23 protein-coding genes are annotated in these 25,437 nt (G+C 41.7%); 18 read left to right on the top strand and 5 right to left on the bottom strand.

Annotated features, from left to right (window positions below):
- Positions 1-11: 11 nt before the first annotated feature.
- On the bottom strand, positions 12-1,673 hold the full coding sequence (locus tag ADHAQ_RS0107590; protein ID WP_026462423.1) for a carboxylesterase family protein: 1,662 nt from the start codon (positions 1,671-1,673) through the stop codon (positions 12-14).
- A gap of 198 nt (positions 1,674-1,871) precedes the next feature.
- On the opposite strand from ADHAQ_RS0107590, the gene ADHAQ_RS0107585 reads away from it, so the two are divergent.
- From ADHAQ_RS0107585 to ADHAQ_RS0107570, 4 genes are all read left to right on the top strand, one after another.
- Positions 1,872-3,365 (top strand): peptide MFS transporter, encoded by a 1,494-nt coding sequence (locus ADHAQ_RS0107585; protein WP_026462422.1) that lies wholly within the window; start codon positions 1,872-1,874, stop codon positions 3,363-3,365.
- A 59-nt stretch (positions 3,366-3,424) separates the two neighbouring features.
- Complete coding sequence (locus ADHAQ_RS0107580) at positions 3,425-5,506, top strand: beta-galactosidase (protein WP_026462421.1); 2,082 nt, start codon at positions 3,425-3,427, stop codon at positions 5,504-5,506.
- A gap of 190 nt (positions 5,507-5,696) precedes the next feature.
- Positions 5,697-7,133 carry an aspartate ammonia-lyase gene (gene aspA, locus ADHAQ_RS0107575; RefSeq protein ID WP_026462420.1) on the top strand — a complete coding sequence of 479 codons (1,437 nt, stop codon included), beginning with the start codon at positions 5,697-5,699 and terminating at the stop codon, positions 7,131-7,133.
- Positions 7,134-7,374: 241 nt separating this feature from the next.
- The gene (locus ADHAQ_RS0107570) at positions 7,375-7,671 is read left to right on the top strand and encodes a hypothetical protein (RefSeq protein ID WP_026462419.1); all 297 of its coding nucleotides are present in this window, start codon (positions 7,375-7,377) and stop codon (positions 7,669-7,671) included.
- 231 nt (positions 7,672-7,902) lie between these two features.
- Here ADHAQ_RS0107570 and ADHAQ_RS0107565 read toward each other — a convergent pair whose 3' ends face one another.
- Positions 7,903-9,159: a metallophosphoesterase gene (locus tag ADHAQ_RS0107565; protein ID WP_026462418.1), complete on the bottom strand. Its 1,257-nt coding sequence runs from the start codon at positions 9,157-9,159 to the stop codon at positions 7,903-7,905.
- A gap of 308 nt (positions 9,160-9,467) precedes the next feature.
- On the opposite strand from ADHAQ_RS0107565, the gene ADHAQ_RS24895 reads away from it, so the two are divergent.
- Entirely contained in the window at positions 9,468-10,580 is a 1,113-nt protein-coding gene (locus ADHAQ_RS24895; protein ID WP_034256668.1) for an Ldh family oxidoreductase, read from the top strand.
- A gap of 187 nt (positions 10,581-10,767) precedes the next feature.
- A complete protein-coding gene (locus tag ADHAQ_RS24890) occupies positions 10,768-11,643 on the top strand; it encodes an alpha/beta hydrolase (protein WP_051359780.1) in 876 nt (291 codons plus the stop codon).
- Positions 11,644-11,722: 79 nt separating this feature from the next.
- On the opposite strand, the gene ADHAQ_RS0107545 is transcribed toward ADHAQ_RS24890, so the two are convergent.
- Positions 11,723-12,334, bottom strand: coding sequence for a cupin domain-containing protein (locus ADHAQ_RS0107545; RefSeq protein ID WP_026462417.1), 612 nt, complete (start codon positions 12,332-12,334; stop codon positions 11,723-11,725).
- Entirely contained in the window at positions 12,331-12,885 is a 555-nt protein-coding gene (locus ADHAQ_RS0107540; RefSeq protein WP_026462416.1) for an RNA polymerase sigma factor, read from the bottom strand. The genes ADHAQ_RS0107545 and ADHAQ_RS0107540 overlap by 4 nt, the downstream gene beginning before the upstream one ends.
- Positions 12,886-13,170: 285 nt before the next feature.
- Here ADHAQ_RS0107540 and ADHAQ_RS0107535 point away from each other — a divergent pair, with 285 nt between their 5' ends.
- The 7 genes from ADHAQ_RS0107535 to ADHAQ_RS0107505 all read left to right on the top strand — a co-directional run bounded on the left by ADHAQ_RS0107535 (position 13,171) and on the right by ADHAQ_RS0107505 (position 18,131).
- Positions 13,171-13,755, top strand: coding sequence for a Crp/Fnr family transcriptional regulator (locus ADHAQ_RS0107535; protein ID WP_026462415.1), 585 nt, complete (start codon positions 13,171-13,173; stop codon positions 13,753-13,755).
- A 73-nt stretch (positions 13,756-13,828) separates the two neighbouring features.
- On the top strand, positions 13,829-14,248 hold the full coding sequence (locus ADHAQ_RS0107530; RefSeq protein ID WP_026462414.1) for a DUF4345 family protein: 420 nt from the start codon (positions 13,829-13,831) through the stop codon (positions 14,246-14,248).
- 1 nt (position 14,249) lies between these two features.
- Positions 14,250-14,801 (top strand): DinB family protein, encoded by a 552-nt coding sequence (locus tag ADHAQ_RS0107525; protein WP_026462413.1) that lies wholly within the window; start codon positions 14,250-14,252, stop codon positions 14,799-14,801.
- Between the two features lie 98 nt (positions 14,802-14,899).
- Positions 14,900-15,283 (top strand): SRPBCC domain-containing protein, encoded by a 384-nt coding sequence (locus ADHAQ_RS0107520; RefSeq protein WP_026462412.1) that lies wholly within the window; start codon positions 14,900-14,902, stop codon positions 15,281-15,283.
- A gap of 189 nt (positions 15,284-15,472) precedes the next feature.
- Positions 15,473-16,156 carry a guanitoxin biosynthesis heme-dependent pre-guanitoxin N-hydroxylase GntA gene (gene gntA, locus ADHAQ_RS0107515; RefSeq protein WP_051359779.1) on the top strand — a complete coding sequence of 228 codons (684 nt, stop codon included), beginning with the start codon at positions 15,473-15,475 and terminating at the stop codon, positions 16,154-16,156.
- Positions 16,125-16,718: a DUF1989 domain-containing protein gene (locus ADHAQ_RS0107510; RefSeq protein ID WP_026462410.1), complete on the top strand. Its 594-nt coding sequence runs from the start codon at positions 16,125-16,127 to the stop codon at positions 16,716-16,718. Before gntA ends, ADHAQ_RS0107510 begins: the two co-directional genes overlap by 32 nt.
- 276 nt (positions 16,719-16,994) lie before the next feature.
- Positions 16,995-18,131 carry an FAD-dependent monooxygenase gene (locus tag ADHAQ_RS0107505; protein ID WP_026462409.1) on the top strand — a complete coding sequence of 379 codons (1,137 nt, stop codon included), beginning with the start codon at positions 16,995-16,997 and terminating at the stop codon, positions 18,129-18,131.
- 111 nt (positions 18,132-18,242) lie between these two features.
- On the opposite strand, the gene ADHAQ_RS0107500 is transcribed toward ADHAQ_RS0107505, so the two are convergent.
- Positions 18,243-18,605 (bottom strand): SpoIIAA family protein, encoded by a 363-nt coding sequence (locus tag ADHAQ_RS0107500; protein ID WP_026462408.1) that lies wholly within the window; start codon positions 18,603-18,605, stop codon positions 18,243-18,245.
- A 394-nt stretch (positions 18,606-18,999) separates the two neighbouring features.
- Between ADHAQ_RS0107500 and ADHAQ_RS24885 the strand changes: the two genes are divergently transcribed.
- From ADHAQ_RS24885 to pgl, 5 genes are all read left to right on the top strand, one after another.
- Complete coding sequence (locus ADHAQ_RS24885; RefSeq protein ID WP_051359778.1) at positions 19,000-20,247, top strand: aminotransferase class V-fold PLP-dependent enzyme; 1,248 nt, start codon at positions 19,000-19,002, stop codon at positions 20,245-20,247.
- 266 nt (positions 20,248-20,513) lie between these two features.
- Entirely contained in the window at positions 20,514-21,215 is a 702-nt protein-coding gene (locus ADHAQ_RS0107490; RefSeq protein ID WP_026462407.1) for a hypothetical protein, read from the top strand.
- Between the two features lie 321 nt (positions 21,216-21,536).
- Entirely contained in the window at positions 21,537-22,949 is a 1,413-nt protein-coding gene (gndA, locus tag ADHAQ_RS0107485; protein WP_026462406.1) for an NADP-dependent phosphogluconate dehydrogenase, read from the top strand.
- A 149-nt stretch (positions 22,950-23,098) separates the two neighbouring features.
- The gene (zwf, locus tag ADHAQ_RS0107480; RefSeq protein WP_026462405.1) at positions 23,099-24,631 is read left to right on the top strand and encodes a glucose-6-phosphate dehydrogenase; all 1,533 of its coding nucleotides are present in this window, start codon (positions 23,099-23,101) and stop codon (positions 24,629-24,631) included.
- A gap of 3 nt (positions 24,632-24,634) precedes the next feature.
- A complete protein-coding gene (pgl, locus tag ADHAQ_RS0107475) occupies positions 24,635-25,363 on the top strand; it encodes a 6-phosphogluconolactonase (protein ID WP_026462404.1) in 729 nt (242 codons plus the stop codon).
- The last annotated feature ends 74 nt before the right edge of the window (positions 25,364-25,437 follow it).

Genomic DNA, 25,437 nt, shown 5'->3' with positions numbered 1-25,437 from the left:
TTACCTTATTTTTAAGCAAGCGTTTTCCGGGCAGATCTGTCCGGATCATTCTTCACCACCGGCATATCGTCCAGAATCATGGTTTCGCCATTGTCGGAGGAGTATTTTGGCCAGTTTGGTAAACCACCTCCATTAGGATTACCGGTACGAGCAAATTTTACCAGCGAATCAGCCATTTTAGCCGATAACTTACGTGGCCGGGAGCCACCACCGGTATGGGTTAACATTAAATCGGTGTTATAGAACCAGAAACTAATATCAGAGCAATGAAAAGCCCGCAGACGATTATCGAATAAAGGTGGCTGCCAGCCAAACCAGGCTACATACACCGGAGCTTTTTGCTTCGATTTTACATCGGCTAAGGCTATAACATTTTGGCGGTTACTTACGGCCATCGACCAGATTTCTATTGGCTTTTTATCTGGGAAAGCTTTGGCATAACCATCTATTACCTGATCAGTTTTGACGCCAAAACGTTCTTTTACTTTATCTTTTACTTCTGCTAGCGTAACGTTCTCCAAAGCCGGATTAGAACGACTGGGCGACGTTTCATTAAAGGTAGAACATAAAATCAATGGCACATCCGCGGAAAGCGGCGACCCAGCCGGATCGAAAGGATGTTGCGCCAGGAAAGTACCATCGGCTACCGGGCTCCAGCCGGTACGTCGATTCTGTCCGCGCATTTCTTCGGCTAGCCGGCGGCTGGCACGGGTGGCAATTTCATTAAATTCCTTCCATGGCAAATACTGCAGTTTATCCATTTCTTCGGGTCTTAAACCCGCTTCCCGTAGTATATAAACTCCCAATTTTTCGGAATCTGCCTTTTCACTTACTCTTAGCGTGGCACCACTTAGCGCTACCGCTTTATGAAATAATCCTTTAGCGGAAGGCATGGCCATTAAAGTACATACTTTGCCGCCTCCACCAGATTGGCCCATAATTGTAACACTGTTTGGGTCGCCACCAAAATTGGCAATATTATCCCGCACCCATTCCAAAGAAGCCACAATATCCAGCATACCTACGTTACCGGAAGCGGCAAAATCAGGCGAAACACCGGCAAAATTTGCATAACCAAAAGGACCTAACCGGTGGTTGATGGAGACATAGACCACCTCGCCACGACGGCTGATATTTTCACCATGATAACCATCTTGCTCAATGCCATTGCCATTGGTATAACCGCCCCCGTGTAACCAAACAATTACTGGCCTTTTTTTACCATCGGCAATAGCGGGTGTCCAAACATTCAGGCGCAGGCAATCTTCACTTACATCGTCATAGTTCCAATGGTCCACAAAAGAACTTACCGGATCGGCGTAGCGTTTTTCCATGTTCTGCGGAGCCGTATTGCCCCACCAGATAGTGGGTTTTACCTCTGCCCAGGCAGTTGGTTTTTTAGGTGGCATAAATCGGTTAGCGCCCGAAGTATCGGCCCCATAAGGAACGCCTAAATAGGTGTAAATGCCCCTTAGCTTAAAGCCTCTTACTTTACCATAGGTAGTATTGGCAACGGCTATTTTTTCGCCAATAAAAAGTACCTGTTCATCATCTCCTTCCTTATCTACCTGGTTTGTATTAGCCAGAGAAGTTAGCGGCATGGCAGCGCCTAAGCCCAGAGCAGTAGTTCCTACACCCAGCTTTTGCAGAAAGCCTCTACGGTTATTTGCCATAATATTTTGGTTTATAAGTTTTTAATTATTGATTTGGTGGATCTGTTCTCTGCTAAAGGTACTAGAAAGAAGTTGGTTTTAACATAAAATTACTTACTAATTCTGCTCCTTAATCCGGTGAAAAGTCAAAGAATTAAATAATAAAAACATAATTACCTAAATTGTCTTCGAAAACAGCTTACGCCTACAAATTTTAATATGGATTTAACCGAACCCAACCTGCCTGAAGCCTCTCCGGTTACTGGTCATCCAAGGCAGCTTTACCTGCTTTTCTTTACCGAAATGTGGGAGCGCTTTTCTTTCTATGGCATGCGCGCTTTGTTGCTTACCTACATGGTAACGGAACTAAAGTTTGACGAGCCAAAAGGATATGCTATTTTGGGTGCTTACTCAGGTCTGGTATATACCATGCCCATGTTTGGTGGTTTTATTGCCGATCGATTTCTGGGTTATCGGAAAGCCATAATTTTTGGCGGAGTTCTTATGACCATCGGACATCTGGTGTTGGCCATTCCGGAGGCCTGGAGCTTTTTTTACGGAATGGCTTTTATCATCTGTGGCAACGGTTTTTTTAAACCCAACATTTCCAGTTTGGTAGGCACCTTGTACAGCGATAACGACCCGCGAAAAGACAGTGCTTTCTCTATTTTTTACATGGGCATCAATATTGGTGCTGCTTTGGGTGGTTTATTGTGCGGGTACGTAGGGCAGCGCATAAGTTGGCATTATGGCTTTGGTTTAGCCGGTATTTTTATGATCCTGGGCTTAACGGTTTTCTATTTAGGCCGCAAATCTTTTGGCGAGAAAGGGTTGCCTCCCAGTGCCGAAGCCCTCCGGAGACCAATTTTTGCGGGTATTCCAACCGAGATTTTTATTTACCTGGCTACTCTGCTGGTAGTGCCGGTAGTGGTGAGTTTGTTCCGGGAATACGAAGTAATGGATTACCTGATGTTTGGCTTAGGAACCCTTTCTGTTTCCTACATCTTATTTATTTCCTTTCAGCTGGATCGGGTGGCCCGGTTTAAATTATACGCCGCTCTTATCCTCATCATTTTCTCTACCTTATTCTGGGCTTTTTACGAGCAAAATTCCGGCTCCCTTAATTTGTTTGCAATTCGCAATGTAGATATGCAAGTAGGGAGTATAAATTTGCCGGCTTTAGCGGTTAACAATTTTTTGCCACCAGGCTGGGTAGTAATATTAAGTTTGTTTTTTGCCTGGCTGTGGCCTGCTCTTAACCGCAAAGGCTTAGAACCCTCTACTCCCCTTAAATTCGGCCTTTCGTATGTGCTCTTAGGAATTGGCTTCTGTGTATTTTACCTGGCCTGCCGCCTGAATACCGATACGGGTGTCATTTCTTTAACGCCGTTTGTATTGGGCTATTTCTTTATTATCTGCGGAGAACTTTGTATCTCACCTATCGGATTAAGTATGGTTACTAAGCTAGCGCCGGGCAAATTTGTAGCTTTAATGATGGGGATCTGGTTTTTCTCCAGTGCTTGCGGCGAGTTTCTGGCGGCTAAAATCGGTTCGCTGATGAGTGTACCCGAAGAAGTAGTTGATAATCCGGTACTATCGTTGCCGTACTATGCCGATATCTTGAGCAAAATCGGAATAGGAGCTATTGCAATTGGCATATTTTTTATCCTGTTTGTACCTGTTATCCGGAAGTGGATGGGTGATGTTCGGTAGTCGAAATTAATTAATTTACATTAAATTAAACCTGCCCATTATGAGGCAGCTCAAGTAAAATGCTTAAAAAACTTCTTTTTGCTCTTGCCCTTTTAGCAACAATTAAAAGCTATTCTCAAACTGCACAGCGTTTCTTCTCAAAAGAAAAGTTAACCCAAACGGGCGTGTATTATTACCCGGAACATTGGCCGGAAACTCAATGGGAACGGGACATTAAAAACATTGCCAAGTTAGGTTTTGAGTACATTCACATGAGCGAATTTGCCTGGGCTTTTATGGAGCCGGAAGAAGGCAAATACGATTTCCGGTGGCTGGATAAAGTAATTGACTTGGCAGGTAAAAATAACCTGAAAGTGGTACTATGCACGCCTACACCCACTCCGCCGGCCTGGCTTGTAACTAAACATCCCGAGGTATTTCTTCAGAATAATATCTACCAGCCCATGGAACACTTATCGCGGGGCAATTATTCTACTTCCAGCGATATCTATAAAGAATATACCGAAAAAATTGTTACTCAATTAGCCAAACGGTACGGTAAAGACAATCGGGTAATGGGCTGGCAGCTGGATAATGAACCCGCCCGCGACATTGACTTTAGTCCGGCGGCGCAGGAAAAATTCCGGGAATGGTTAAAGAAAAAGTACGGCACCATTGATGCCTTAAACAAAGCCTGGGGGGCTGCTTTCTGGAGCAATATGTACAACAATTTCGACCAGGTGCGCATTCCTAACCAACGGCTGTTATACGGGGTTAGCCCACATGCTTTGTTAGATTCCAAACGTTTTTCCGTTGAACAATTAGCTGCCTCGCTTGATTTCCAGGCGCAAACGTTACGCAGGTATATTTCGGAGAAGCAATGGATCATGACCAATTACATGACTATTGGCAATAACGTCGGCTATGATCCATCCCGCACTAAGCACCTGGATTTTACCTCCTACACCAATTACCCGGCTGCCGGCTATAATGACAACGGCAGCAAAAGCTTCCGGATGGGCAGTATGACCCCACTTACCTTCTCAAACGATTATCACCGCTCTGTAAAAGGTGTGTATGGGGTAATGGAATTGCAACCCGGACAAGTAAATTGGGGACCAATAAACCCACAGCCTGAACCAGGTGCTGTACATATGTGGTTGTGGCATACATTTGCTGGCGGTACTTCTTTAAACTGCACTTACCGTTACCGCCAGCCGCTTTATGGGTCTGAGTTATATCACTATGGTATTGTAGGCACTGATGGCGTTACCCCAAGCCGGGGTGGTTTGGAGTTTGCGCAATACATTACGGAAGTAAATAAACTGCGCAAACAGTACAACGCTAAAAAAGCAGCTCCACAAAAGTACGTGGCCCGCAAAACGGCTATTCTTTCTACTATGGATAACCTTTGGGACCAGGATTTGCAGAAACAAACTACCCAGTGGAACCCTTTTGAGCACCTGATGAAATATTTACGAATTGCTAAAGCATTGGGAGCACCCGTAGATTTTGTGCGCGAAGATGCTGATTTTTCTAACTATAAGGTGTTAATGGTACCAGCTTATCAATTAGTAGACCAAGCGATTATAACTAAAATACAGAAGTTTGCCGAGAATGGGGGGCAGGTAATTTTAACGTGCCGCACGGGCCATAAAGATAAAAACGGCCACTTGTGGGAAGCAAAATGGGCTGAACCAATTTATAAATTAATAGGTGCAGAAGTACAGTTCTTCGATTTAATGATGCCGAATACCGAAGGGAAAATTTCGATGGCCGGTACCGAATACAACTGGAACAACTGGGGCGATATATTAAAACCTTTTGCCGGCACCGAAAGTTTAGCCAAATACACCAATCAGTTTTATGCCGGCCAAACTGCTGTTACTAAAGTAAAGCAAGGTAAAGGCACCGTAACGTATATTGGCGTAGATACTGACACGGGTGATTTAGAAAAAGCTGCAGTCCGGAAAGTTTACGCAGATGCCGGTATTGCAACGGAAGATTACCCGGCTGGCATAAACGTAGAATATCGGGATGGTTTTTGGGTAGCCGTAAATTACACTTCGCAACCCTTTAACTTAAATTTACCGGCCAATGCTAAAATACTGGTAGGCGAAAAAGTATTGCCAAGCCCGGGTGTTACCGTCTGGACAGAATAAACAATAGAATTAAATCTAAATAAAAGCCTCCTGACACTATAGTTCTGGAGGCTTTTTGCATTAAAATAAACCTGTACAATAATCCAATTATTTACCTCTTTATCCCATAGGTTAAACAAAGTTTATCTAAAACAGGTAAGTTAATTTTATTAAGAGCTTCTAAATATCTAATTAACCTAATATAACATAGATGGATTTATCCTATAGAATAGAACACGATTTCCTGGGCGAAAAGCAAATTCCTAACAATGTTTATTATGGGGTGCAAACCATGCGGGCGCTCGAAAATTTTAATATTACGGGTATTACCAATGCAAGCGAACCGGCCTTTATCCAAGCTTTTGGCTATGTAAAAAAAGCTGCAGCATTAGCTAACCGTGATCTAGGCGTACTGGATCCTAAATTAGCGGAAGCAATTGTGTTTGCCTGCGACAAATTAATCTCCGGCGAATACCATGATCAGTTTGTAACAGACTTGATTCAGGGCGGAGCAGGTACATCCGTCAACATGAATGCTAATGAAGTTATTGCCAATATTGGTTTAGAATATTTAGGTTACCAGAAAGGGCAGTATGAGTATTTACACCCGAACAACCACGTTAACTTTTCCCAATCCACTAACGATACCTATCCAACTGCTCTTATGATGGCGCTCTACCGAAAGGTAGATTTTTACCTGGAGGCGATGACAGCTCTGGCCGGATCTTTCGAAAGAAAAGCCGAAGAATTTAAAAACGTGCTAAAAATGGGCCGTACCCAGTTACAAGATGCTGTTCCTATGTCATTGGGTCAGGAGTTTCACGCCTATTGTACCACCATAAACGATGACATCCGGCATTTGCAGGAAGCCCAGCAAAAATTAGTAGAAGTAAATATGGGTGCCACCGCTATTGGTACCAGTATTAATGCACCGCAAGGCTATCCGCAGTTAGTAACGAAATATTTAGCTGAAATAACCGGGTTGCCCATTTATCTGGCCCCGGATTTAATTGAAGCTACTTCTGACATGGGTACGTATGTGCAGATATCTGCTTCCTTAAAACGCAGTGCCATTAAAATCTCCAAGATCTGCAACGATTTACGTTTGCTTTCTTCCGGCCCAAGAACCGGTTTCAATGAAATTAAATTACCGCCTATGCAGCCGGGTTCTTCTATCATGCCGGGTAAAGTAAATCCGGTAATTCCGGAAGTAGTAAATCAGACTGCTTTTTATGTAGTGGGAGCAGACGTAACCATAACCATGGCTGCTGAAGCCGGCCAATTGCAGTTAAATGTAATGGAACCAGTAATTGTTTTTAGCTTATTTACCTCCATCAACTACATGATAAACGCCATTAATACGCTGCGAACCAAATGCATAGATGGTATACAGGCAAACGTAGAAGTTACCAGAAATATGGTAATGAATAGCATAGGTATAGTCACGGCTTTGAACCCAATTCTGGGTTACGAAACTTCTGCCTCTATTGCCAAAGAAGCCTTAGCTACCGGTAAATCCATCCATGATATTGTAGTATTAGAACGCAAACTCATTGAGCAGGAGAAGTGGGATGAAATTTATTCTTTTGAAAATATGATTAACCCGGTTTTCATCAATGATAAACAACCAGGCTCTGACCGGAAATAAATTATGTTCTGCTTTTCCTGATTGCGCAATAATAGTGTTAAGAACCCTGTACATTTTAAGGTTAAAACTTTATAATTCTAAATGACAGCGGGAATAATATCAGGATATTTATATATTAAATATTAGCTTTAATTAAAATTAAAGTTATAAAAGTATGATTTTACGTAACTAATCCTGTTACAAAGGGGTAAATTGAAAGTACTAAAAATAAGAAATATTAAATTTTTAAAATATTTATACTATGGAAAATCAAGAAGCACCCTCATCATTAACTGCATCGCAGGAGTATCTACAAGAGCACGTACCAGCTAATAATGGTGGCTGGATGAATAAGGCGACATCCGCCGTTAGAAACTTACCAACTTCTTTAGGCAATTATGGAACTACTGCCGCTACTCATGTAAAAAATATGAGCACTACTCAGAAAATAGCAGGTGGCGCTTTAATAGCTGCCAGCGCTTATTACTTAGCAAACAGATCAACAGTAAACAATAAAATTCAGTCTGCTATTGCCCGTAACAAAACAGCACACGCTTAATTACTTATAAAAAAGGCCTGGTGAAATACCAGGCCTTTTTGTTTTATGCCGTTAAAGCCTACTTTGGAATAATTTACTTTCCATTAATCAAAAGTAGCTAAACATCTTAAAAAGATACATTTGCCAAAAATGCTCCCGGAAATACATGAGCATCTCCTACATCTTATCCAGTAGCAAAATATAGCATAGTTCAAATTTAAACAGAGTAGCTGAATCAAAAGCAACTGACAATTAAGCTTTTCCCCGCTTTAGCTCTAATACGGTAATTTCGGGCCAGATACCCACTCGCCCGGAAAAGCCAATAAAGCCGAAACCCCGATTAATGTATAACCTTCGGCCATTTTCCTCGGCTAACCCTGCCCAGTTTTTATAACGATATTTTACCGGGCTCCATTTGCCCAGAGGAGTTTCTATGCCAAACTGCATCCCATGTGTATGCCCTGAAAGGGTTAGGTGCACCTGGGTTGGATGTACTTTTACGCGTTCCTCCCAATGCGAAGGGTCATGCGACAGCAACACTTTAAAGGCATTAGTAGCTACGCCGGTTAAGGCTTTGTCTAAATCTCCCAATTCAATAAAACCTGTCCCCCAATTCTCTACTCCGAGTAAAGTTATTTTTTCTCCGTTTTTCTCTATTTCTACATGCTCATCCAAGAGTAATCGGTAACCTAATTCTGAATGATGTTTTTTTAACTTTTCCAGGTTCTGATTACGCTCCTCTACACTTTTCCAGTCGGTATACATGCCATAGTCGTGGTTACCTAAAATAGAATATTGCCCAAATGGCGCTTTAATCTGACTAAACAACGGCATGTATGGTTCGATCTCGGTTGCCACATCATTTACCAGATCGCCGGTAAAAACAAATAAGTCCGATTTTTGAGCATTTATCAGATCTATTCCCCGTTGCACAGCTTCCTTATTATCAAAACTACCAGAATGCACATCTGAGATTTGAGTAATGGTAAAACCATCAAAGGCCGCCGGCAAATCTTCAAAATACAAGGTGTGCCGGTGTACTTTATAAGCATATTTGCCTTTAAAAATACCGTAGATAAATGCCGAAAATGGAATGGCAGCCACCAATAAAGCTAACTGACTCACAAACTTCCGGCGCTCCGGCAGAAACTGGTTACCAGTACCATCCTGCTGCTTTGTTCCGCTAAACAATCGGAAAGCGGCTACTATTAATCGGAAGATATCTTCGCTGAACAAGACCAGAATAAACACCAGCTTGGTAACAAAAAAAGTGAGGAAAGCACTAATCACCCATTTCATAAAAGGGTAAGTATCGTCGGTAGAAAACCTCAGATAAAATGTGTAGGCAAAGCTTATAATAAGCAGAATAAAAAAAGCCCAATAGCCTTGGCGTACCCAGCGGCGTGCCCGCTCTGATTTCCAGTTAGCTGTAATTTTTTTAATTCCCTGATAAACATACCAATCCATTAATAGGGACAAAATCCCCATAATAAGAAGAAACTGACGCATTTGCTGTTATTGTTTTTGCTAATTTTTTTGTGATTCTGCACTCTCTAACTCAATACTTGTAAGGAAAGAATTAAAATAGGTAACGACAAAAGAAGGAAATTGATATCTAAAAACAAAAGCTCCGGTATTTTCCGTTTGCATGCATCTCTATCAGGTACAGGGTTAGTAATTGAAAGCAAATCTATAATTACAGGATAGAAAATCATGAACAAATTTGTATTTATAGCCTTTCCTTACAAACTTCACCTTTCCGGCAGCACAGTTATTTAACCTGCCAGATAAAGTTTAATCCTCCACCAACTACTATTATGGCCGAAAAACCAGCTAATACCGTTTTATTTTCGCCGCAGCACTTGCGGGAATTTACTACTCAGGTTTTTGAATATTTTAATGTACCTACCGAAGACGCCATTCTAGCCGCCGATGTACTGGCTTACAGCGACGAACACGGCATTGAGTCGCATGGCATTGCCCGGCTTAAAACTTATTTCGATTTATTAAACATAAAACGCATTAACCCCCGACCAGAAATAAAAATAGTACGGGGCAAAGGCAGCGTGGCTACCGTAGACGGCGATAATGGTTTGGGCTTAGTAGTTGGCCCCAAAGTAATGGAACTAACCATGCAGCGGGCCCACGACCACGGCTCCGGCTGGATTAGCGTGTTTAATACCAACCATTATGGCGCTGCCGGTTACTATCCGGTAATGGCCCTAAAGCAAGATTTAATAGGTTTATCCATGACCAATACTACTGCGGGAGTAGCGCCTTTCCTGGGAGCAGAAAAAATGTTAGGTACTAACCCGATTGCTATTGCTTTTCCTGGATATAAAGAGCCTCCGGTACTAATAGACTTTGCCTCCAGTGCCGTTGCCTACGGAAAAATAGAAATTGCTAAACGTAAAGGTCAACTAGTACCCGAAGGCTGGTGTTTGGACAAGGATGGGAAATCTACTACAAACCCGGCCGATATGATTGAGGGTGGTGCTTTATTGCCATTAGGAGGCGGCGGCGACCAAACCGGTAGCGGACACAAGGGATATTGTTTAGCCGCCATGGTAGACATTTTATGTGCGGTTCTGAGCGGTGCCAATTGGGGACCTTTTGCTTCGCCATTTGCCATACACGTAGCTCCGCCGCAACGCGAAGTAGGGAAGGGGATTGGTCATTTTTTTGGTGCTTACGATATTGAAGGCTTTCGGGATAAAGATGAGTTTAAACGCCAGATAGATGATTGGGTGCAAACCATGCGCGGTAGCAAACCGCAACCCGGACAAAAAGAAGTTTTAATTCCTGGTGATCCGGAAAGAAGGGCCTATGAGCAATTGATGAAAGAAGGCATTAACTTAAATAAAGAAGTGGTTTCTTCTCTGGAAGAAGTTGCCCGCCATACCGGTATTGAGTTAAGTCCGGGCTTCTAATCAGTGTAGGTAAACAAAAGATTGTTAGCTAATATTAAATCTTCCAAGCTTGCCTCAGAACTTAAAATACTAAATAAGCACAACGGGTATTAAAAATTTCTTCGGCAAGCTTAACAAGAACTTCAGGTAAATTCTTTAAACATTTTTTTACTATCTGGGTTAATGGCAAAGTATTCCAGAACCTTATATGCTAATAAGAACACCTACTATTTTTCTAGCTAATTTACTTGCTGGTTGCTTTTTAGTATTCAATATCTCAGGGTGTGCCTTTACAAGGATCAACCGCAGTAAGGACATTACCTATCTGGATGCGAAAGAAGCACATCCGGTTGAAAGGCAGCAATTAGATGTGTATGCCCCCTATAATACTAAAGAGCTGAAGGATGTTTTTGTTTTTATTCATGGGGGCAACTGGAACTCCGGCAATAAAACACAGTATAGTTTTTTAGGTGCTCGTATGGCCCGTAAAGGAGTAGTAACCGTTATCATTAATTATCCGCTAAGCCCTAAAGCTACTTACCGCGAAATGGCAGCAGCCTCTGCTAAAGCAGCAGTTTGGGTAAAGCAGCATATTCAGGCGTATGGCGGCAACCCGGAGCGTATATTTATATCAGGTCACTCAGCGGGCGGTCACCTGGCAGCCCTTATCTCTATTCGAGATGAATATTTCAACCAAATTGGGATACAGAACCCTATAAAAGGCACTATTCTTATTGATGCTGCCGGCTTGGATATGTATGGGTATTTACAAGAACAAAATTATGCGTCCGGCAACACCTATTTAGATACTTTTACTACTGATCCGGCCACCTGGAAAGAGGCTTCTCCTTTGTATCATTTGCATCCGCAAGTACCGCCTTTCCTTATTTATTTAGGCGAAAAAACCTATCCTTCTATTAGTAAAAGCAACGAGAAGTTTGTGAAGGCCCTTAAAACTACGGCACCTTATTTTGATTACCGGATATTGGAAGGGAAAAAGCATATCCCCATGATTACCCAATTTATTTTCTCCTGGAATCCGCGGTACAACGAAATACGCCAATTTATGCAGGATCGGAAATAAATCAGCTATAAACTACAGTCTGAAAAGGCTACCGGTTTAGGAAAATTTCAACTGATTTTTTCTGGCAGACGAATTTACCCTAGGCTGCTACCCGTTGCAATATTACTTTACAAGGTATTTCCGAAGTAACCTGGAAACTATGAGGCACATGCAAAGGTACAGCATAGAAGTCACCTGGGCCCAGGTGATATATCTGATCTCCGGATGTAATGGCGCAGGTACCTTCCAATATCAGGAAACGCTCGTGCTCATCGTGGTGCAATTCTGTAGGAGCTCCTTCTTTTAGCCAAACAATAGCAGTAGTAGCTTCTGGAGTAGCACCAATAAGCTTTACATAAATTTCTTTTACTTCAGCCGGCGCCTGCAAATCAGACCGGTTTAACCACTCGGCATAATCAGCTACCTTAGATGCTGGCGTGAGTTCTGGTGGAGTAGCGGACAGTTCACCATTTTTAAGGCGCTCCATATAATCAATGGTGGCCATTACCAGGTATTTAATGGTAGGATTAGGTTCTACGGCATGGGCCATGGCATACGCTTCCATGGTAGTACTTATGGCATTTATTTCAGCTTGGATTTCCGGATGTTGCGCAGCCAGCAATTCTACTTCCTGCGTTTCCTCAGGAGTAGTACTACCCATTACATACAATTCCAAAATTCCGGATTCTATAAATTCAGCAATGTTCCTCATGCAGCTTTATCGGCTCCCAATTGTTTAATAGCCTTTTTCAAGCTTATTTTTAACTCATCTACCGAAATATTTAAAATAGCCGCTGCTTCTTCACACGTACAGCCTTTCAGGTAAACCAGGTCTAAAGCTGTTTTATCGTGTGGTTCCAGGTGGCAAATAAAATTACTTTCTTTTGGTGGTACAGGTGGCACTTCCAAAGAAGTACGATCGGCAGATAATACAAAGGTACTATTTTCTGCTGTTTTAGAAAAGGATTGGGGCTTTTCAGTTTTCAGGAAAGTTTTAGCTGCGTCGCGGGCCAGTAAAATAACCCACGAATATAAACTTAAATTGGAAGCCGGGAATTGAGACCGCTGCAGCCAAATGCTTACAAACGTTTTCTGTAACACACATTCCGCTTGTTCTTCGTCGCCTACCATACGGGTTATCAAACCCAGTAATACCGACGCATATTTATCGTAGAGCATACTAAGTGCTTCAGGATTACTGCTTTCCAACATCATTGCCAGCTCCTGTTCTGCAGTCCTGTTAAAGGATAAATTTTGCGTCATAGCATAAATTATGAAATTTTATTTACGCTTCCTGCTTATTTTAGTTAAGAATACGTAATCTGTTTTTAGGTATATCTACTTATTCATTAATTAACCTATCTAAGAAATACTTCCTAAGCCGGATCAGCTCATCCTCCCTTTAATAAAGTTTTTCTTTTCTGTTTCATACCCAAAACCCACAGGATAATTTTAGAGAACAGATGAGAAAATAATAAATTTAGTCTTCGCCTGATAATTCGTATTTTAAAGCCGGGAATACTATATAAATGTTATTTTTACACTACCATGCCCGATGCTTTAGCCGCACTTAAACAGCTGGTATTTGCTATTTATGCTTTACCCGATGAAGACTGGGTAGCATTAGAAGGTATCTGGAAACCTTTTTCGGCCAAGCGAAAAGAGGTTATTACCACCACCGACAGCGTAGAAAAGTTCCTGTATTTCGTAGTGGAGGGGGTGCAGCGTGTTTATTACTTCGATGAACAAAGCCGGGAAGCTACGTTGGTTTTTACCTATGCGCCCTCATTTGGCGGAGTACTCGATTCCATGTTGCTGCAACAGCCATCGCGGTACTTTTACGAAACGTTAACACCTTCCGTATTTCTTCGGGCCGCCTACTCCGATTTAGAAAAGTTGATGGCTACCCGGCCAGCCATCGAAAATATGATTAGGCAAGGACTTTCGTATTCGCTGGCTGGTGTACTGGAGCGCCTGGTGGAATTACAATGTTATTCGTCGGAAGAGAAATTCCGGAAGCTCTTAAAACGTAGCCCGCATATTCTGCAGTTGGTGCCGCATAAATACCTCGCCAATTACCTGGGCATTGAAGCTACCAATTTCAGTAAATTAATTAATAAAGTTAAAATCTGAAAATCTTGGTATTTACCAAGAATAATGCTGCCGCACAGTTCCACCTTTGTCCTGTACTTAAAAGCAGAGAATTATGAAAACACAGAAAGTAGTAAAAGTAGCTTCTCAGGGATTTATTCTTTTATCGGCCCTTAGTTTATTATCAATTAGCGTTATGGCTTTTGCCAGCCCGCAGGCAATTATGGATTTAGTTGGGGTTAAGCTTACCAGTCCCGATGCATTTAGCTCTATCCGGGGTGTTTACGGAGGAGTAGGTCTCACTCTTTTTCTATTATTGCTTTACCTGCTACGCCAAGACCTGCAATTGGGCCTTGGTTTCTTATGCCTGCTTTGGGGTTTATATGCTTTATCCAGAATAGTAACCATTTATACCGAAGGAGCACTAGGCGCTTTTGGCACCCAATGGCTTATAACCGAAAGTATATTTTTTGTGATAGCGGCCTTGCTTTTATACTTAAGCCGGAAAATAGTTTTATCCCAACTAGCAAATTAAAATGGATACTGTAAATAAATATCACCTGCTCGATAGGCTGGAGAACCAGGTGGAGAGCCACCTGCAAGAGGCCATCCGGGTTTACCAGAATGCCCCTGAAGCAACGCTGCTTAAGCCCGCAACAGACGGCGGGTGGAGCATTGCTCAATGCCTGCAACACCTGAATGCTTATGGCCAATATTATTTGCCTCAAATAAAAAAAGGCTTTATACATCAGGCCAACCAGCCAAACCAGGATACCTTTACCAGCACTTGGCTGGGCAGCTATTTTACCCGGATGATGGACCCGGCAACAAACCAAAAAAGATATAAAGCTTTTAAAGATTACTCGCCGGCACCAGCGTTAGATGCCCATGCTGTAATAGCCGAATTTATTCAGCAACAGGAAGAACTGATTGGCTATTTGAAAAAAGCCCGTACGGCAGATTTAAATAAAATTAAAGTGCCCGTTTCCATTGCTAAATGGCTCAAATTACGCTTAGGTGATGTTTTCCAATTTTTAATTGCCCATAACCAACGGCATATGCTGCAGGCTAAACGTCACCTGGCTTAAGTTAAAAGGTGTAGTAACTAACTGCACCTTTTTTATCAGAATTTAAGGATACCCAGCAGATATTTTACGTAATTAGCAGCACTTAAAACTTTAAATGTATGCCTGATTATAAAAAATACTATATCGTACCGGCCGAACCGGAAATTGTTTACCAGGCCTTAACAAATCCAAACACCATTCAGGCCTGGTCGGGCGAAGAAGCGGTTATGAGTACGGAACCAGGCACTGAGTTTGAGCTGTTTGGCGGTAGCATTGCCGGTAAAAACCTGGAGTTTGAAGAAGGTAAAAAGATTGTGCAGGAATGGTATTTTGGCGATGAGCCGGAACCTTCTATTGTTACCATTAAGCTGCATCCGCATAAACAAGGAACCTCTGCCGAATTAAAACACACTAATATTCCGACAGAAGCCTTTGCTGATATAACAGCAGGCTGGGACGAAGCTTACTTTGGCAGTTTAATTTATTTCTACGAGGAGGATTAAATGGAATCCCTTCTCAGAAGGCACTAAAAAGACAGGTAGTAATGTACAACTTAATTAACCTACATTTCTTACCTGTTTTTTATTTTTATACTAAAGACCCTCCGCATTAACCACTGCGTATTTATAACAACGATACATATATTACCTCCGTACTTCATCTTAAAGCGTCCAAAATTGGATTACCTTAAGATGAATTCAGAAGATATTATAAAGTTGTATCAGGATTTTTTAAATAATAAAGATTTTCCGTGTGTAGCAGCTCGTGCTGCCATAACACGCCAGCAGGTAAAGTATTTAGTAGTAGACCACATGGCTTGCCCCAAAGACGATACACAAATATTAGATTTCCTATACCAGTTTGTAGACTATTTCCGGCATACAGAAGAGCTGTTTCATAGTGCAGTTATTATCTTTAAACAACCCGAAAAAATTACAGAAAGCCAGTTTGAAGAATTAATATGGCAACGTTTACAGGCGTTGGCAAACCTAGATGCCCGCCAATACAATTATGACTCACGCGTTGACGCAGACCCAAGTTCCGCTAACTTTAGTTTTAGTTTAAAAGAAGAAGCATTTTTTATTATTGGTTTACATCCTGACAGCAGCCGGCTTGCCCGCAGATTTAACTATCCTGCTTTGGTATTTAACCCCCATGCCCAATTTGAACAAATGCGGGATATGGGAAATTATAATAAAATCCAAAATATTGTAAGAAAACGAGACATTGCGCTTTCCGGTTCTATAAATCCAATGCTTAAAAATTATGGCGAAGCTTCTGAAGTGTACCAATACAGCGGCAAGCAATACGGTACCAGTTGGCAATGCCCGTTAAACCTTAACCATGCAAAAATTAACTCTAATTCCGCCGCGTAGTGGCGATTCATTTATTCTGCGTAAGGGGCAAAAGCTTCAGGTTTTTGATATAGAAGGCGAACAGGTATCTGATTTCATTTGCTATAACCTTCATAATAAAAAGGAATATTTATCTTCTGGGCGTACCATTGACTATGCCGATACTATATTTTTGACTAAAGGCCACGCTTTTTATTCTAATAGGAGCAATATTATGTTCCGCTTAGTAGAAGACACCGTAGGTCGCCACGATTTCTTACTGACGCCTTGCAGCGCCGATACCTTCCGGATTATTTACGGACATACCCAACCGCACCGGGGTTGTTTTGGTAATTTGTGTGAGGCCTTGAAAGAGCATGGAATTAAACCCGACGATATTCCGATCTGCTTTAATATTTTTATGAACGTAGCAGTAGATGGCACAACCGGTAAGATTAAAGTTTTACCTCCTAAGAGCAAAGCGGGCGATTTTATTATACTGGAAGCCGAGATGGATTTATTGATAGGCATGACGGCCTGTTCTGCTGAAATGTCTAATAATTATGCCTTCAAACCTATAGGCTATCAAATTCTGGATGAATAAAATATACCATTTAAGGTTCCTGATACCTAATAAATTATTCAAGAGAGGTATATTAAAACAGGACCAGAAAAGACCAAAGCAGATAAATATTTAATAGGTACAGCTATAACTATTTCTTCCTAATTCAAAGCCGGGTACCAAAACCAGATAATTAATTAAGGTTTCGTACCTGCAGACAATTCATCTGATTTGCACGATACATAATATCATAAAATGGTTAATCTTATTAATCTTTTTTAGTTTGACTTTTGTGCCTACAAAACAGCATGTAAAGCCATGAAAACAGGAATAATTGGAGCAGGCATTGCCGGACTTTCTACTGCCATTGCGCTGCGCCAAATAGGCATAGAACCCGTTATTTACGAAGCGGCGTCGGAGTTAAAACCAGTAGGAGCCGGTATTGTATTGGCCGCAAACGCCATGAAAGTATTTCGCAAATTGGGTATTGCGGAGGATCTAATTGCTGCGGGCCGTAGCTTAAATGCTTTAACCATCCTAAACCAGCACGGGAAAATTCTTGATACTACTAATAGCCTGGAAATTAGCAAGCAGTATGGCCTGGACAATTTTATTATCCATCGCGCCGATTTGCACCACCAGTTACTGCAACATGTGGACTTAAGTTCTTTATACAAGAATAAAAAAGCTATAAATGTTATTCAAGATACCACTGGGGTAAAAGTTTATTTCGAGGATGGCACAACAGAAGTAGTGGATAATTTAATTGTAGCGGATGGCATTCATTCCCCAATCCGGCAGAAATTATTACCCCGGGTGCGCCCCCGCTATGCCGGCTATACCTGTTGGCGGGCAGTAATCGAAAACCCTGGAATATCCCTGAATCAAGCTACAGAAACGTGGGGTGCCAAGGGCCGTTTTGGTATAGCGCCCTTGCCGCAAAATAAGATTTATTGGTTTGCCTGCGTAAATGCCGAAGAAAATAATTCGGCTTTAAAACATTATACCGCACCAGACTTATTAAAATTATTTCATGATTTTCATGCGCCAATTCCGCAAATCCTGGAAAGTTCCTACCACACGTCCCTCATCTGGAACGACATCTGCGATTTACCTAACCTGGCACAGTATGCTTTTGGGAACATAGTACTTATTGGCGATGCCAGTCATGCTACCACGCCTAACCTGGGGCAGGGGGCTTGTCAGGCTATTGAAGATGCGTGGGTATTGGCCAAACAAATACAAGCACAACCTACCTTTAGCGAAGCTGCTAAACATTTTGAACGGCTCCGCAAAGACCGTACGCAATGGATTATTAATAATTCTTACCGGGTAGGACAATTAGCTCAACTCCAAAATAAACTTTTAATAACCTTACGCAACCAGCTTATGCCCCTGATACCAAAGTTTGTTAAGTATAACCAACTTAAAAAACTTTACGAGGTTGATTATTAGTAGTATCAATTTAATAATTTTCCGGATAGATAGCAGGTAATTATTCTGGCACAAAAAAAACTATATCGGTAGCAACAGACCCCTCCGTACCGAACGATAGCTGTGGAAAAACTAAACTTTTAAACCTACCCAAATAAAGGCTTCTTCTTTTTGAGATGTATCAAAATAACTTATTTCGGCCGTAGTAAAAGGCTTTATCAGGTTAGCAATAAGTTCTTCCCATTTTTTATCGCCTACAATTGCTACTTTCCGGAAACTGTTAATATGCTTTATATCAAACTTGATATCTTCCCATAGTGCTGCAGGCTCCCACCCATCAGCGTGATCCATTTCCCAGTATAAATCAATTTTCCCAAATTGATTTATTTTGCTTTCAAGCACCGGTATCAGCTGGTTATAATCTTCTTTAACTAAAGTTCCGGTTAACCGAATGGCTACTAAATCTTCTCGGTCTGTTTCTAGGTTAGCAATCATGTCTTATAGTATTTAGCCTATTAGTACGCGCAGCTACGGGAGGTGTTGTATATAGGCTGCTTTTCCAAACCTGTTTGTGCTAAAAGTACACGTAAGCTAAAGCTTAAGAAAATTTTTTGCCCAACCTAATTTATATTAATTCAAGTTGTTTTAACCCCTGAAACTAAAATCTTATTTTATACTTTTATTTACAGCCTTTATTTCAAAATTTTTAGTTGCTGCTGTCCGTATTTAATTTTCAGTTTCAGTATTTATCAGATAAACCGCCTTTCAGCTCTATCGTAAATTTCAAAAGTTTTTAATCTCCCTGATTAATAATCATAGTATCAAGAAGTGAATTATTAGAGTATAAAATTTAAAGCAGTCTAAAACTTTTAAAAATAGTATAACTTGTATGGCAGTAAGAGAGGAGAGAGTAAACAATAATAATGCCCCTACTAAAGAATATTATTGGGAAAGCGTAAGACACCAGTTTAATTTAAGCCCAACCCATCTTCATTTGGGCGCTTCTCAGTTTATAGCATCCATTCCCAAACCAGTGCGACAGGCTATTGAGAAGCATCGACGCGCTTTGGATGAAAATCCGGTGATTTATACCCTCGACCATGAAAATGAAAACATGCAGGAAGTCCGGAGAGCGGCAGCACGGTATCTGCAAGCAGATAATCCGGATAATATTGCCATAACTGATAGTACTACAATGGGCCTAGGTTTATTATATACGGCCTTAAACGTACAACCCGGGCAGGAAATATTAACTTCTTTTAACGATCATTATTCGCACCATGAATCTATTTATTGGGCAGCCAAACGTACGGGTGCCAGCTACCGAAAAATAAATTTATATAAGGACCTAACTTACGTAAGCGAAGAGGAAATAGTAGAATCGGTAGTAAGAGAAATAAAAGAGCAAACACGGGTAGTAGGTTTAACCTGGGTGCACTCCAGCACTGGTCTTAAAATCCCAATTGCCAAAATTGGTAAAGCCATAGCTCAGATAAATCAGAACCGCGACGAAAGAAACAAAATTATTTTCCTGGTAGATGGCGTACATGGCTTTGGCATTGAAACAGATACTTTCCCGGAATTAAACTGCGATTTCTTTATTTCGGGTTGTCATAAATGGTTATACGGACCACGAGGCACCGGTATTGTGGTTGCTACCAGCGAAGCCTGGCAAGCAGTAACGCCGGTAATACCCAGCTTTACCGAAACAATGGACATGGTAATTGAAGAACAAAAACGTCCGGAAAAAAATAGCGGCAAAGAAATGACACCCGGTGGTTTTCATTCCTTGGAGTGCCGTTGGGCTTTAAAAGAAGCTTTTGAATTTATGGAGACTATTGGCAAGAAGCGGGTATATGCCCGGGTACACGAACTTAACCGCTACTGCAAAGAAGGCTTAGCCGCTATGCCTCATGTAAAATTACATACGCCGCTGCAAGATCATTTATCGGCAGGTATTATTTCGTTTGAAATAAAAGGAAAAACAACACCAGAAGTAGTGCAGGCATTACTGGATAAAAAAATAATAGCTACTGCGTCGCCGTACAAAACCAGCTATGCCCGGTTTACACCCGGTATAATTAATACTCCTGAAGAGATAGAAAAAGCCTTGGCTGTTGTACACGATCTACATTAACTAAAAATAACCTTTGATAATTATTTTTTCGAAAACTTACTAATGTGGTCCCTGGAAAAAAGAAGTACTGATTACAACCGGAAAGGTAGGTCAGGAAATACCTCTATTATTATTCGATTCTTTTCGCTTTTTTCGGATTAAATTTTATTTATTAAAAGGTAAAATACTCCTAATTACACAACCTTCAGATTAATTGTAATTTCATTCGTTGCCTAATACAGTCTAGTTTCGTACAGGGGTTAGAATAAACCAGCTTAGCTTAAATCATGAATCGCTTTTTATCCCGGGAAGCTTCCTTACACCTTGTACAAAAAATTAAATATTCTGCCTTTCCCTGGACGTACGACTACGAGAAACATCGCTTAAGCATTATGGATGGTAATCAAAAGGAGCTGGTACATTTTCGGTTACCCATCACCTTACCCGACCCTATTAAACATCCCGATCTTGACGCACAATCGGTAAATTATATCATCCTGCTCATTCAATCGGGAAGTTGTGCCATAGGTTATTTTGAAAATGGTCTCAACCTGGATCATAAAGTATTCCGGGCGTATATGGTCCGGATGAAGCAAGGAAAGAGCCAGGTAAAATATTTAAAAACAAAAGGTAAATCGCGGGCTGGTTCGCGGGTGCGGTTAGCCGAAACCGCTGAATTTTTTGAAAACATCAACCAGCGCTTACAAACTTATTTCGCTACCCATAAAATTGACCGGATTGCTTTAAGCTGTTCTAAAATTTTAATACCTTTTTTATTTAACTCAAAAGTTCCTACACCCTTTGATAAAAAAGACGAACGGATCTTCAAAATTCCAAAACATATTCATACACCTATTTATGATATTTTGCAGGATACAAATAAGTTTCTCCTAAAAGGAGAGCTTATTTACGAAATACCTGAGCAAAACTTAATAGAGGAACTGTTAACCAATGTAGCCGGCTTTACCGGAGAAGTAAATTTTAATTAAACAGCTATAGTTAGGCGAAGTTAAAACCGGAGAAACTGCACTTAGTATTCCGGTTATATATTATTTACTTACAAATTATATATACTCCCCATTTTCTTCTATATTAAGAGATACCGGATCTCAAAATTACCCCATGCCGTAAATTTTTATGTGGTTTGGAAAAATTTTGATTTATAAAATACGCCTCATCCATTATTCCTTCCAAACTCCAGCCCAATTTATCTTGCTTATATAATATATATCTTCTAGGTTTGCCGCGCTTAAAAGTCTAAGACGTATAAGAATTTAGAGAAGAAATTAATAAATACCATTGGTTAGTTTATGAACGAGACTCAATTTGATTTTGGAATGGTTGGTTTGGGCGTAATGGGCAGAAATCTGCTCCTGAACATGGCCGACAACGACTTTGCTGTTATTGGCCTTGACCTGGACCCACAAAAAGCGGCTGCTTTGGAAACAGAAGCTGCTGCTGGTAAACCGGTAAAGGGCACCACCTCCGCCGAAGAATTTGTAGCCTCGTTGCGTAAGCCGCGGGCGTTAATGCTGCTGGTGCCAGCGGGTAACCCCGTAGATGCTGTAATTGCCAGTTTATTGCCTTTACTGGAGCCCGGTGATATTGTAGTTGATGGGGGTAACTCTTATTTCCCGGACACCGATCGTCGTGTAAAAACCTTAGCTGATGCCGGTATTCATTTCTTTGGCATGGGTATCTCGGGTGGTGAGAAAGGCGCACGTTTTGGCCCTAGTATGATGCCGGGCGGTAACCGCGAAGCATACGAACGTTTACGCCCTATTTTTGAAGCGTGTGCCGCAAAAGTAAACGGCGAACCATGCGTGAGTTACTTAGGAAACGGTTCGGCTGGTAATTATGTAAAAATGGTACATAATGGCATTGAGTATGGCATTATGCAACTTTTAGCCGAAGCTTATGACTTACTAAAAAGAGGAGCTGGGTTTTCCGATGATGAATTAGAAGCTACCTTCCAAGGCTGGAACCAAACCGAATTACAATCTTTCTTAGTAGAAATTACCGGCGAAATATTAGCTAAAAAAGACGATGTAACAGGTCAGCGCCTGGTAAGTGTAATTTCGGACCGGGCCCGCTCTAAAGGCACTGGCAAATGGACCTCCCAGAATGCCATGGATTTACAGGTTCCGATCCCAACCATAGACATGGCGGTGCTGATGCGCGATATGTCTAAATACAAAGAAGAACGTGTAGAAGCAGCTAAATTATTACCTAATAATTCTTTACAGGCTGCCAGCGTTGATAAACAACAATTAGCTGAGCAGTTACGCAATGCCTTCTATTTTGCCATGATTACGGCTTATGCCCAAGGTATGGCCCAATTACGGATGGCCTCACAAGCTTATAACTATGGCCTGGAACTACAGGAAGTAGCTAAAATCTGGCGCGGTGGCTGTATTATCCGGGCAGTTTGTTTAGAAGATTTCCGGCAAGCCTACGAAAAGAACGCAGACTTACCTAACCTGCTCTTAGACCCTAAGATTGGCGGTGATTTATTAAACCGTTTAGGAGATATGCGAACTGTATTAAAAACAGCTATTGATAAAGGTATTCCAATGCCGGGCTTCATGGCTTCTTTAAGTTATTTTGATGGCTACCGGAGCGAAACCCTGCCAACCAACTTAATTCAGGCCCAACGCGACTATTTCGGTGCCCATACCTATGAGCGCATCGATCAGGAAGGAATATTCCATACGCAGTGGTAGATTAGATTTATTTTTTATACGGCAATTAAATACGTAAATAATGTCTGGCAGGAGAATAACCTATTTCTTAAAGTAAATAGATTATTCTCCTGCCAAAACTTACTTAAACTGGTTAACAGTTAAATTGCCCTTTCCCATTTCCAATTATTATGAAAGCATCTAAAAAAGCAGCACCTACCATTGTGGTTATTTTCGGAGGAACCGGAGATTTAACCAAAAGGAAACTGGTTCCTGCCTTCTATAACCTTTTCCTGGACAACTGGTTACCAGAGCAATTTGCCATTATTGGCTTAGGCCGTACTAAACTTAATGACCAGGAATACCGGGAACGTTTATACCAGGGCTTAACGGAGTTTTCCAGAAGTGGCAAGCCTACCGAAAATAAATGGGATGTATTTCAAAACTCCTTATATTACCTAACTTCCGAAATAAATAACCCAGCCTCTTACACCCAGTTAGCTGAGCAGATTAAAGCCCTAGAAGAGAGCTGGGGAAGACGGGCAAACCATTTGTTTTATTTATCTATAGCCCCCCAGTTTATTGAGTCGGTTACGGTCAACCTGAAAAAAGCCGGCATTGCCGACAATCCAGATTGCGACCGTATTGTGGTAGAGAAGCCATTTGGCCATGACCTGGAAACAGCCAAAGACCTGAATAAATTACTTACCAATACTTTTCAGGAAACACAGATTTACCGCATCGACCATTACCTTGGAAAAGAAACGGTACAAAATATTTTAGCTTTTCGGTTTGCTAATGCCTTATTTGAGCCACTCTGGAACCGTAATTATATTGACTATGTGCAAATAACCGTAGCCGAACAGGTTGGGGTAGAAGACAGGGGCGGTTATTACGAAGGTTCTGGTGCTTTGCGCGATATGATTCAGAACCACTTGCTGCAACTATTATGCATGGTGGCCATGGAACCACCGGTTACCTTCGAAGCCGAAGAAATCCGGAACCGCAAGGTAGATGTGCTTCATGCTATCCGTCGGTTAAAGAGAGAGGAAGTAAACCAATACGCGGTGCGGGGCCAATACGGAGCAGGTTGGATGAAAGGCCAAGAAGTGCCAGGTTACCGCGAAGAAACCGGCGTAGATCCAAAATCCAGCACCGAAACTTATGCTGCCGTTAAATTTTACCTGGACAACTGGCGCTGGCAAGGGGTACCTTTTTATTTGCGCACTGGCAAACGGATGCAGGAGAAAAACTCTTCCATCACCGTCCAGTTCCGGCCGGTACCACATTTAACCTTTCCAACAGCTTTATCCGAGAACATTTTGCCTAACCGCCTAACCATCAATATTCAGCCAGAAATGGATATCCGGTTACGTTTTACGGCCAAAAAAACAGGGCTGGAAATGGCTTTAACACCAGCCGAAATGGTGTTTGATTTTAATGCTGATGCCACGCATGCGCAATCGCCGGAAGCTTATGAAACTTTACTGCTGGATGCCTTGCAAGGGGATGCTACTTTATTCATGCGTTCTGACCAGGTGGAAGTAGCCTGGGAAGTAATTACACCTATTCTGGAAACCTGGGAATCGCGTCCTTCGTTGGAATTTCCTAACTATGCAGCCGGCATGTGGGGACCGGAAAACGCCGAAGCCCTTATTGCTCGCGAAGGCCATACCTGGGCTGTTACGTTACCACAAAAAAATAAAGAGCACAACCGGCATTAAATTATGATACAAGTTTTCAAAGATACATCGGAACTAAGTACAGCCGCGGCAGATATATTTCTGCAAACGGCCCGGGATGCCGTAGAGAAAAATGGCCGTTTTACAGTGGCTTTAACGGGTGGCTCCTCACCAGTACAACTGTATAAATTACTAATGCAGTCGCCATACCTGGAGCTCATGCCCTGGGAGTTTACATTTGTTTTTTGGGGCGACGAGCGGTGGGTACCACTAACAGATGATCGTAGCAATGCTAAAATGGCTATGGATACGTTCCTAAACGAGGTACCAGTACCCAAAGATCAGATTTACCCGATGTGGCAAGAAGATGAGCCAGAGGAATTCGCTTTGCGATACGAGAGACTATTACAAAAGCATTTTAATCAGCAAGCGCCTCAGTTTGATTTGATTTTGTTAGGCATGGGTGATGATGGGCATACAGCTTCATTATTTCCGGGCACGCAAGTATTACACGAAGATTCCAGATGGGTACAGGCTTATTACTTAAAGCCGCAATCTATGTACCGCATCACCCTTACAGCTCCGCTTATCAATCAGGCGAAAAAAATCATGTTTCTCACTTTTGGCCAAAATAAAGCCAATGCCTTGTATGAGGTATTAGAAGGGAATAAAAATGTGGAGCAATATCCATCGCAATTAATTGCACCCAAAAATGGGGAAGTACTGTGGTTGGTAGATGAAGCCGCCGCGAGCAAATTGCAGCAGAAAAGCTAATAAAAGTCCCAGCTCTTAACATAAATCATATAACGAAAGGATCACTTATTAAATTTAAGTGATTCTTTCGTTTT

The sequence above is a fragment of the Adhaeribacter aquaticus DSM 16391 genome (assembly GCF_000473365.1).
Classification (GTDB): domain Bacteria; phylum Bacteroidota; class Bacteroidia; order Cytophagales; family Hymenobacteraceae; genus Adhaeribacter; species Adhaeribacter aquaticus.
Note: the sequence above shows the minus strand (reverse complement) of the source record. Positions and strands in the feature narration are given on the sequence as shown.